General features: G+C 32.3%; 9 protein-coding genes. 5 read left to right on the top strand and 4 right to left on the bottom strand.

What is annotated here, in order from left to right; genetic code table 11:
- Nucleotides 1–163 precede the first annotated feature (163 nt).
- A complete protein-coding gene (locus tag HMPREF2864_RS04090) occupies nucleotides 164–718 on the bottom strand; it encodes a 3'-5' exonuclease (RefSeq protein ID WP_094449197.1) in 555 nt (184 codons plus the stop codon).
- A 153-nt stretch (nucleotides 719–871) separates the two neighbouring features.
- Entirely contained in the window at nucleotides 872–1,372 is a 501-nt protein-coding gene (gene ftnA / locus HMPREF2864_RS04085) for an H-type ferritin FtnA (protein WP_002477954.1), read from the bottom strand.
- A 178-nt stretch (nucleotides 1,373–1,550) separates the two neighbouring features.
- Here ftnA and HMPREF2864_RS04080 point away from each other — a divergent pair, with 178 nt between their 5' ends.
- The 3 genes from HMPREF2864_RS04080 to HMPREF2864_RS04070 all read left to right on the top strand — a co-directional run bounded on the left by HMPREF2864_RS04080 (nucleotide 1,551) and on the right by HMPREF2864_RS04070 (nucleotide 4,374).
- Nucleotides 1,551–2,864 (top strand): lipid II isoglutaminyl synthase subunit MurT, encoded by a 1,314-nt coding sequence (locus HMPREF2864_RS04080; protein WP_002477955.1) that lies wholly within the window; start codon nucleotides 1,551–1,553, stop codon nucleotides 2,862–2,864.
- Nucleotides 2,865–3,590: a lipid II isoglutaminyl synthase subunit GatD gene (locus tag HMPREF2864_RS04075; RefSeq protein WP_002477956.1), complete on the top strand. Its 726-nt coding sequence runs from the start codon at nucleotides 2,865–2,867 to the stop codon at nucleotides 3,588–3,590.
- A gap of 232 nt (nucleotides 3,591–3,822) precedes the next feature.
- On the top strand, nucleotides 3,823–4,374 hold the full coding sequence (locus tag HMPREF2864_RS04070) for an immunodominant staphylococcal antigen IsaB family protein (protein ID WP_002492710.1): 552 nt from the start codon (nucleotides 3,823–3,825) through the stop codon (nucleotides 4,372–4,374).
- 410 nt (nucleotides 4,375–4,784) lie between these two features.
- Here HMPREF2864_RS04070 and HMPREF2864_RS04065 read toward each other — a convergent pair whose 3' ends face one another.
- Both HMPREF2864_RS04065 and HMPREF2864_RS04060 read right to left on the bottom strand, forming a co-directional pair.
- Nucleotides 4,785–6,146, bottom strand: coding sequence for an FAD-dependent oxidoreductase (locus HMPREF2864_RS04065; RefSeq protein WP_002461341.1), 1,362 nt, complete (start codon nucleotides 6,144–6,146; stop codon nucleotides 4,785–4,787).
- 133 nt (nucleotides 6,147–6,279) lie between these two features.
- Nucleotides 6,280–7,260 (bottom strand): FUSC family protein, encoded by a 981-nt coding sequence (locus HMPREF2864_RS04060; RefSeq protein WP_002477959.1) that lies wholly within the window; start codon nucleotides 7,258–7,260, stop codon nucleotides 6,280–6,282.
- 244 nt (nucleotides 7,261–7,504) lie between these two features.
- Here HMPREF2864_RS04060 and map point away from each other — a divergent pair, with 244 nt between their 5' ends.
- Nucleotides 7,505–8,260, top strand: coding sequence for a type I methionyl aminopeptidase (gene map, locus HMPREF2864_RS04055; protein WP_002461338.1), 756 nt, complete (start codon nucleotides 7,505–7,507; stop codon nucleotides 8,258–8,260).
- A 125-nt stretch (nucleotides 8,261–8,385) separates the two neighbouring features.
- Nucleotides 8,386–8,772 carry a hypothetical protein gene (locus tag HMPREF2864_RS04050; protein WP_070544718.1) on the top strand — a complete coding sequence of 129 codons (387 nt, stop codon included), beginning with the start codon at nucleotides 8,386–8,388 and terminating at the stop codon, nucleotides 8,770–8,772.
- Nucleotides 8,773–8,793: the final 21 nt, after the last annotated feature.

The raw sequence follows: 8,793 nt of genomic DNA, 5'->3' as shown, positions 1-8,793 counted from the left end.
AAATATTGGCAGTAGTTGACTGAATTGAAAATATGCTGATACTAAGTTTGTTTCAATTCTAGTCAGCCTTGCCGGGGCAGGACGACGAATGCATTATGAATTCTGTCCTGCTCCCTCCTGTATTTTAGTATAGTATAACGATATTAAAAAATATCTATATAGTTTAGCCTTTGTCCTTTAAATTCTTACCATAGATAGAGAGCATCGTTGCTAAATCATCATAATGTTGCAACAACCGGAAAGTAATCATGGCACAGGCTTTAGCATCATTTAAAGCATCATGATGACCATGAAAATCTAAATTGTAAAAATCCATCATGTGCTTTAAACCATATCTTGGTGCATCTATAGTTCTCTTAGCAAGTTGATATGAACAAAAATAAGTTAAATCTGGAGTTATAATACCTGCTTGTTTCAAGCTCTGATGTAACACATTCATATCAAATGCAGCATTATGTGCGACAACGGGTAAATTAGCAATAAACTGTAGCATGTATGGAAATACATAATCAAATTGTGGTGCATGTATCACATCTTCTGGATTTATACCATGTACATTAATATTTTTTTTAGAAAAGTAATCTTGTGGATTTATTAACGTATGAAAAGATTCAGTAATTTGATTATCAATTACTTTTACCATACCAACTGAACAAATACTTGTACGTTTGCCATTGGCAGTTTCAAAGTCTAGAGCTACAAAGGCATTATTAGTCAATGGCATCACAACCTTTCTACAATCATTAATATAATGATTGTAAACCAAACATTCTCAATATGCATAGTAAAGTGATTAAGTCAAAATGAATAGATGTAAAAAAAGCCTGAAAATCATTATGATTTTCAGACATAAAACGAATACTAAGATGACTTATTCTTCATTAAAATTTCGTGATGCTAGTTCTTTTTCATATAAATAAAGTGTATTACAGTCATCACCAATACGATTTAAGTAATCAATATGTGTTTCAAACATAGCTTCTTCTTCAACTTGCTCATCTAAAAACCAGTTTAAAAATGATGTTGTCGCATAATCTTTATCATTACGTGCAATCTCTGATAAATTATAAAAACGATGCGTTACATCTTGTTCTTGAGCTAAACCATCTTTAAATGTTTCTAAAATTGAATTGAATTCAATCTTTGGTGCTGGCAAAGCAGAGAATTCAGCATGCTCGCCGCGGTCATTGATATAATCATAAATTTTTTGACCATGGAATCTTTCTTCTTTCGCTTGTTGAATATAAAAGTTAGCGAATCCTTCATATGATTCTTTGTCACAATACGCTGCCATTGCCATATACGCATGAGCAGCAAAATATTCATGGTTCATTTGTTCATTTAATGCAGCTAAAAGATCTTTACTTAGCATAAACATTCACCTCATTATTTAATTAACTTAATCAACCATTACCAGTATATCAAAGCACGTTGTGTTAGTAAAAGCTTTGAGTTCAATAAGAAAAGTTATATAATCTGGTAATGATTATTTTTTGTTATCCAGCGTACGTGTTATAATTATTCGAGTGAGAGAGACGAGGAGGAAGCCAATGAGACAATGGACTGCAATCCACTTAGCAAAACTTGCTAGAACTGCAAGCAGATCAATAGGTAAAAAAGGTACAGATTTACCAGGACAAATTGCACGCAGAGTGGATCCTACAATACTACGCAAATTAGCAGCTAATGTTGATGATATTGTATTTATTAGTGGAACGAATGGAAAGACAACGACATCAAATTTAATAGGACATACATTAAAAAAGAATCATATTGATATAATTCATAATAATGAAGGTGCCAATATGGCCGCTGGAATTACATCTGCATTTATAATGCAATCAACAAAAAACACCAAAATTGCTGTTATTGAAATTGATGAAGGGTCAATTCCTCGTGTACTAAAAGAAGTGACACCTTCAATGATGGTCTTCACTAACTTTTTCCGTGACCAAATGGACCGATTTGGCGAAATAGATATTATGGTTAACAATATTGCAAAGTCTATAGGTAATAAGGGCATCAAATTATTATTAAATGCGGATGATCCATTTGTAAGTCGATTAAAAATTGCAAGTGATGCTTTAGTTTATTATGGTATGGAAGCTCATGCACATGAGTTTGAACAAAGTACCATGAATGAAAGTAAATATTGCCCTAACTGTGGACGTCTATTGCAATATGATTATATTCACTATAATCAAATTGGTCACTATCATTGTGAATGTGGATTCAAACGTGAAAATCCTACATATGAAGTTTCCACTTTTGAAGCGTCACCATTTCTAAATATGACGATCAATAATTTTACTTTTAATATGAAGATTGCTGGAGATTTCAACGCATTCAATGCTATAGCAGCATATGCTGTATTAAAAGAATTAGGTCTTAATGATGCATCGATTCAAAAAGGTTTTGAAACATATACTTCAGATAATGGACGAATGCAGTACTTTTCTAAAGGAAATAAAGAAGCGATGATAAATCTTGCTAAAAATCCTGCTGGTATGAATGCAAGTTTATCAGTTGGGGAACAGTTAGAAGGTAAAAAAGTGTATGTTATTAGCTTAAATGATAACGCAGCAGATGGTCGTGATACATCGTGGATTTACGATGCTGACTTTGAAAAGTTAACAAAACAAGATATTGAAGCCATAATCGTTACAGGTACTCGTGCTGAAGAACTTCAATTGCGTTTGAAACTTGCTGAAGTAAATGTACCTGTTATTGTTGAAAACGACATTTACAAAGCAACTGCTAAAACAATGGACTATACATCGTTTACGGTCGCTATTCCTAACTATACTTCTTTAACACCAATGTTAGAGCAATTAAATCGCTCTTTTGAAGGAGGACAGTCGTAAATGAATGAACTGACGGTATATCATTTTATGTCTGATAAATTAAATTTATACAGTGACATTGGTAATATTATTGCGTTAAAACAACGTGCTAAAAAGAGAAATATCAAACTTAATGTTAAAGAAATTAATGAAACAGATGGTGTAACATTTGATGATTGCGATATTTTTTTCATTGGTGGTGGTAGTGATAGAGAGCAAGCGCTCGCCACTAAAGAACTTAGTAAGATTAAGATGCCACTTAAAGAAGCGATAGAAGATGGTATGCCTGGTCTTACTATCTGCGGCGGGTACCAATTTTTAGGCACGAAATATATTACACCAGATGGCACAGAACTTGAAGGATTAGGTGTACTTGACTTTTATACAGAGTCTCAAACAGATCGTTTAACAGGTGACATTGTTATTGAAAGTGATACATTTGGAACAATAGTTGGCTTTGAAAACCATGGTGGTAGAACTTATCATAATTTTGGTACGCTTGGTCATGTAACACATGGCTACGGGAATAATGACACAGATCGCAAAGAAGGAATTCACTATAAGAATTTATTAGGTTCTTATTTACATGGTCCTGTATTACCGAAAAATCACGAAATGACAGATTATTTGCTTGAAAAAGCATGTGAACGAAAAGGAATTCCATTTGAGCCTAAAGAATTAGATAATACTGAAGAAGAAGCCGCGAAAAAAGTATTGATTGATCGTGCTAAAAACAATAAAAAGTAAAGATTTAAAGGGTAACGTGTTGAGAGTTAGATTAATGACTAAATTAGTTGATAATCTAACTCTTTTTTAATTCAGACACTTAGGATGCTTAACCGTCTTTAAAATGAAGATGAAGGACAGTAAAGTGCTAGAAAGAGGGAGATGAGAAAAATAGATTAGACTTTCATCCAATGTTGATATACTAAAAGTGTGTGAGTGAACTTTAATTTTAAAAGTATATAGGAGTGAGAAAATGAAGGTTTTCAAAATGATGGGTTTAACGCTTGCTGCATCATCGATGGCTTTTTCACTTTCGCAAGTTGCACACGCTGAACAAATGGTTAATGGGGACAATCATGCGTCAAGTTACAACAATCAAGTAACTCAAGATCAAGGCGAGTTTGTACATAATGGTAATGCAGGTGAAAATGCTTCTTATCTTACTAGTGAAAATTTTATTAACGCATTAGATAGTGGACAGTTGAACTTTAACGGCTACAAGATTGATCAGGACAAGGAAGATAATATAGAGTACAAACAGGTGTATGATCAAGAAGTTAGAGCAACAAGTGATGATACTGCTACAAGTATTCGATTTAAAGTAACGGATCAATCAGTGTCTTTAAACCAAATGAAAGATGCTTATCCTAGTGATAAATTGAATCGTATACCTCACACTAATTCAGACACTAATCATCCCGATGATGGTGTATATGTATATCATGGAGATCAAATTAAATTACAATTCAAAATAGAAAATGACTATGTCACTTCAGTGACGATTGGTCAAGGTGAAACAGAATAAATTCTATGTTTTAAAAAACACCTCGAAAAGGTTCATTGTGAGTGAATCTTTTTGAGGTATTTGTATTTTATATGGTTTATTTAGCAAAATGAAAATCTAAAATTTTATAAATATGTAATATCACATAAATAAGATGACTTTTCATTTGAATTTGATTACATTTTCTATTTTATTGATAGATTACTTTTCACAAGAAAAATGGAGCGGGACAGAAATCATTATGAATTCGTGGTCCCGCTCCGTCAAAGTTGACTAGGATTGAAACAAGCTTAGTATGAGCATATTTTCAATCCAGTCAACTACTGCCAATATTTAGTTCATAGCCTGAAACATAATGATGTCCCAAAACTGATTATTTTAATCTTTTATATATTTATTGGAAAATATATAAATATAACTACATAGTATCATCAGAATAGCATTTTATCGCTACCATATGTTTCACCTAAAGCTTGTTGAGCTAAAACGTTAAGGTAGTTCCATGGTCTATCATAGTCCGGTTGGAAGAAAAAGTCTTGTACGGCCAAATCTTCTAAAGTATAGTTAGCAGAAATAGCCACAGAAATTGTATTGATAGATTCGATTATATTTTCTTTTGACATGATTTGACCACCTAAAATTTTATGACTGTCTTTATCATAAATCATTTTCATGTGTACTTTTGTTTGGTCTTGCATAAATTTAGGTCTTATTAGTTCTTCAATATAAGTTTGACCTAAATTACCATCATATTGATCACTTTCTGAACCGTGAACACCAGTTTGTCCGAAGTGATAATCAAACAGTGCTAATCCTGAAGTTCCTGATACTCTTGGCATAGTTGCATCTTTACCCGCCATATTTTTAGCTGCAGTAATACCTTGACGACGTGAATTAGTTGCAAGAGCTAAATAGCGATCTTCTTTAATTGGAGCAAAAGGTATCAAAGTAGCGTCTCCTCCTGCATATACATCTTGGGCAGACGTTTCTTGCTTATGGTTTATGTTAATAATACCTTTTTTACCTAAATCAATTTTACCTTTCAACCAATCTGTGGCAGGTTCAACACCTACAGCAAATAGCACAGTATCAGCCTCGAATTCATCTTTATCAGTAACAACTTTTGTTACATCACCTTGATCATTACCTTCAAGAGATTTAACTGTTTGACCTCCATAAAATGTAAGATGGTGGTCTTTAGCATGTGTTTCTAATATATCAGTGAACTCTTTATCTAAATAGGTAGATAAGAGGCGATCAGTAATATCAATCATTTTTGTCTCAATGCCTGCTTTAGCAAACGCTTCGGCAGCTTCAATTCCAATATAGCCTCCACCTACAACAATGGCTTTTTTCGCTTTTGGCATGCGTGCTTTAATTGCATCTGCCCATTCACGTCCTCGCATAAAGTATACGTGATTATACTTATCTATACCATCAACTGGAGGCGTTACAGGTTGACCACCTGGACTTAAGAATAATTTATCATAACTAACCGTTGATGATTGGCCATCGTGTTCAACTGTTATTGTTTTTTTATTCGTATCTAAATCAGTGACAGTATGTTTCGTGTGAATTTTGACACCTTGAGCTTTATAAGATTCTACAGATGCGTAATGTAATGAATCTAATGATGGAGAAATATCTTCTAAATAACTTTGAATACCACATGATAAGAAGGATGGTTTATCGGCACTTTCATATACTTCAATATCAGCATTTTCATCTTCTTTTAATAGTGTCTCAATCACTTCATAACCTGCATGTGAAGTTCCAACTATAATGTATTTCATTTTAAATGCCTCCTAAAAAATGACTTAAAAACAGTACAGTTGTTATGTACCACTTTTAAGTCATTTTATTCAATAATGAAACTAAAATTTAAATTGTAATAAAACTGTCACTTAAGCATTCGATTGTAAAGTGCTATGAATAAAGGTTATCTACCGTTTTATAAATCATTAAGATTTCATAGATGACATGACTCTTTATCTGATTTACATCAAATTCTTCAAGAAGCTTAACTGACGATTTTAATGTTGAAGCCGCCTTAGGTTCTTTGTTGAAACAACCATTACATTGAATATTTTTAATACTATTGCTGATTTTAATAATCGCAAGTTTTTCTTCATTTGAAAATACAATACGTGTATGTTTAGGTAAATATATAATATTTGATAAATGTGTAATTAATAATCGGTTAATATGTGCACGATTCGTTAAGTCTTTTAAATGCAAGCATTCTTCATTTTTATGATGATAGCGTAATTCATCTCTTTGATAGCCTATTAAAGTCTCAATTTTAGAATATAAACCTATTAAATTTGAAAGCTTATCATTACTAGTGTTAGATTGATATTTAGCTAATAAAAGTTCATGTATACGACTTGAAAATAATTCAAACGTTTTAGTTTCAGAAATAGCGATATTATCTTCTATTTGTTGGAAATATTTAGGTGGCAAAATAATAAAATTGACGAAACCAGCTGTCAAAAGTCCTATAACCGCTGTCAATAATCTAGAGAAGAAGTTGAATATATATGCTTCGTGTATACCAGGAATCATTGCTACAGAGGTTAATACTGCAACGGTTGTTCCCACTTGTAAATTTAATTTAGTGCATAATAAAATCGTAAATGTTGCACTTAGTGCGTAAGAAAATGGAGATTGATCACCGAATATAAATGTAAAAACTACGGCTAAAAGTGCACCTATGACTGTAGCAGGCAGGCGTCGATACCCTTTTTTTAATGAGGCTTTCGCAGTAGGTTCGATTGTAACGATTGCTGTTAATATTGCAAAAATAGGTGTCAAATTTAATAACATACAAAAAACTGTAGTAAAAAATGTCGCAACACCTGTTTTGATAGTACGTGCTCCAATTATATTTTTATACCATTTATTCATTTGAAACTCTGACCTTTCGAAAGACTTTAAGATAATTAAGGTCTAGGCTCAGTGGGAACTTAAATTAAGTTAAAAAATCCCACTCGCAATTTCTTTAAATTGACTAAATTCTAAGCGCTAGTCTCAATTTCTATCAGTGTGATACTTAAACTTCTATTATGTAGAAATTAATGTTCTCAATTAGTATATCAAAAAATTTTTGGTATAATAAGATATAATATCATTAAAAAAGGAACGGGATAATATGATTGTTAAAACAGAAGAAGAATTACAAGCCTTAAAAGAGATAGGATATATCTGCGCTAAAGTAAGAGATACTATGCAAGAGGCTACTAAACCTGGAATTACAACAAAAGAATTAGATAATATTGCTAAAGAATTATTTGAAGAGTATGGTGCTATTTCTGCACCCATACACGATGAAAATTTTCCTGGACAAACATGTATTAGTGTAAATGAAGAAGTTGCCCATGGTATTCCAGGTAAGCGTATTATCCGCGAAGGTGATTTAGTAAATATTGATGTATCTGCATTGAAAAATGGTTATTACGCAGATACAGGTATATCATTTGTAGTGGGAGAAGCGGACAATCCTATGAAACAAAAGGTATGTGATGTTGCTATTATGGCGTTTGAAAATGCGATGAAAAAGGTTAAGCCAGGCACTAAATTAAGCAATATTGGTAAAGCTGTACATGCTACTGCCCGTAAAAATGATTTAACAGTAATTAAGAATTTAACTGGGCATGGAGTGGGTCTATCATTGCATGAAGCGCCAAATCATGTTATGAATTACTATGATCCAAAAGATAAAACGCTTCTTAAAGAAGGTGTCGTTATTGCAGTGGAACCATTTATTTCTTCAAATGCTACATTTGTCACAGAAGGAAAAAATGAATGGGCATTTGAAACAAGCGATAAAAGTTTTGTAGCTCAAATTGAACATACTGTCATAGTGACAAAAGATGGGCCATTGTTAACGACTAAAATTGATAAGTAAGATGTAAAGTATTACATAAAATTAATCTTATACGGCTAAAGTATGATATTAAAATGGTTCCGAAGCCTATTATTTGGGCTTCGGATTTATTTTACAATAGAACTAATCGATAACGAGGTGGTTCTATGACATATATGGATATATACTTACAAAAATTTTTAAAAGATATTGTTAAAGAAAGTATCGACGAATATAAACTTATTTTAGATACGAAATTAAAAAATATAGAAGACTATATTGCATACTTAAATGAAAAAAGAGCACATTTATTAAAGTTAATTGACAGCTTGACATCAACGTTAGAAAATAAATATATTGATATATTGCATGTTTGTAATATTCGGTGTGCAGAAGAAATTAATGATGGTGAAATTCAAGCGATTAAAGCACGATTGGATCAATTTGAAGCTTATTGTGCTAAAATTGAGGCCGATTTAACACAACAATCTAAAGAATGCATTATTACTGAAAAAGAATGTCATCTCGTGCAACAAATTTGTCATGTTGCTTAAATTGAGTTGTTCAGGAGGCGA

It is taken from the genome of Staphylococcus sp. HMSC059F04 (assembly GCF_001812565.1).
GTDB lineage: Bacteria > Bacillota > Bacilli > Staphylococcales > Staphylococcaceae > Staphylococcus > Staphylococcus lugdunensis.
The sequence above is the reverse complement of the archived record's forward strand: the minus strand, read 5'-3'. Positions and strand labels throughout refer to the sequence as shown.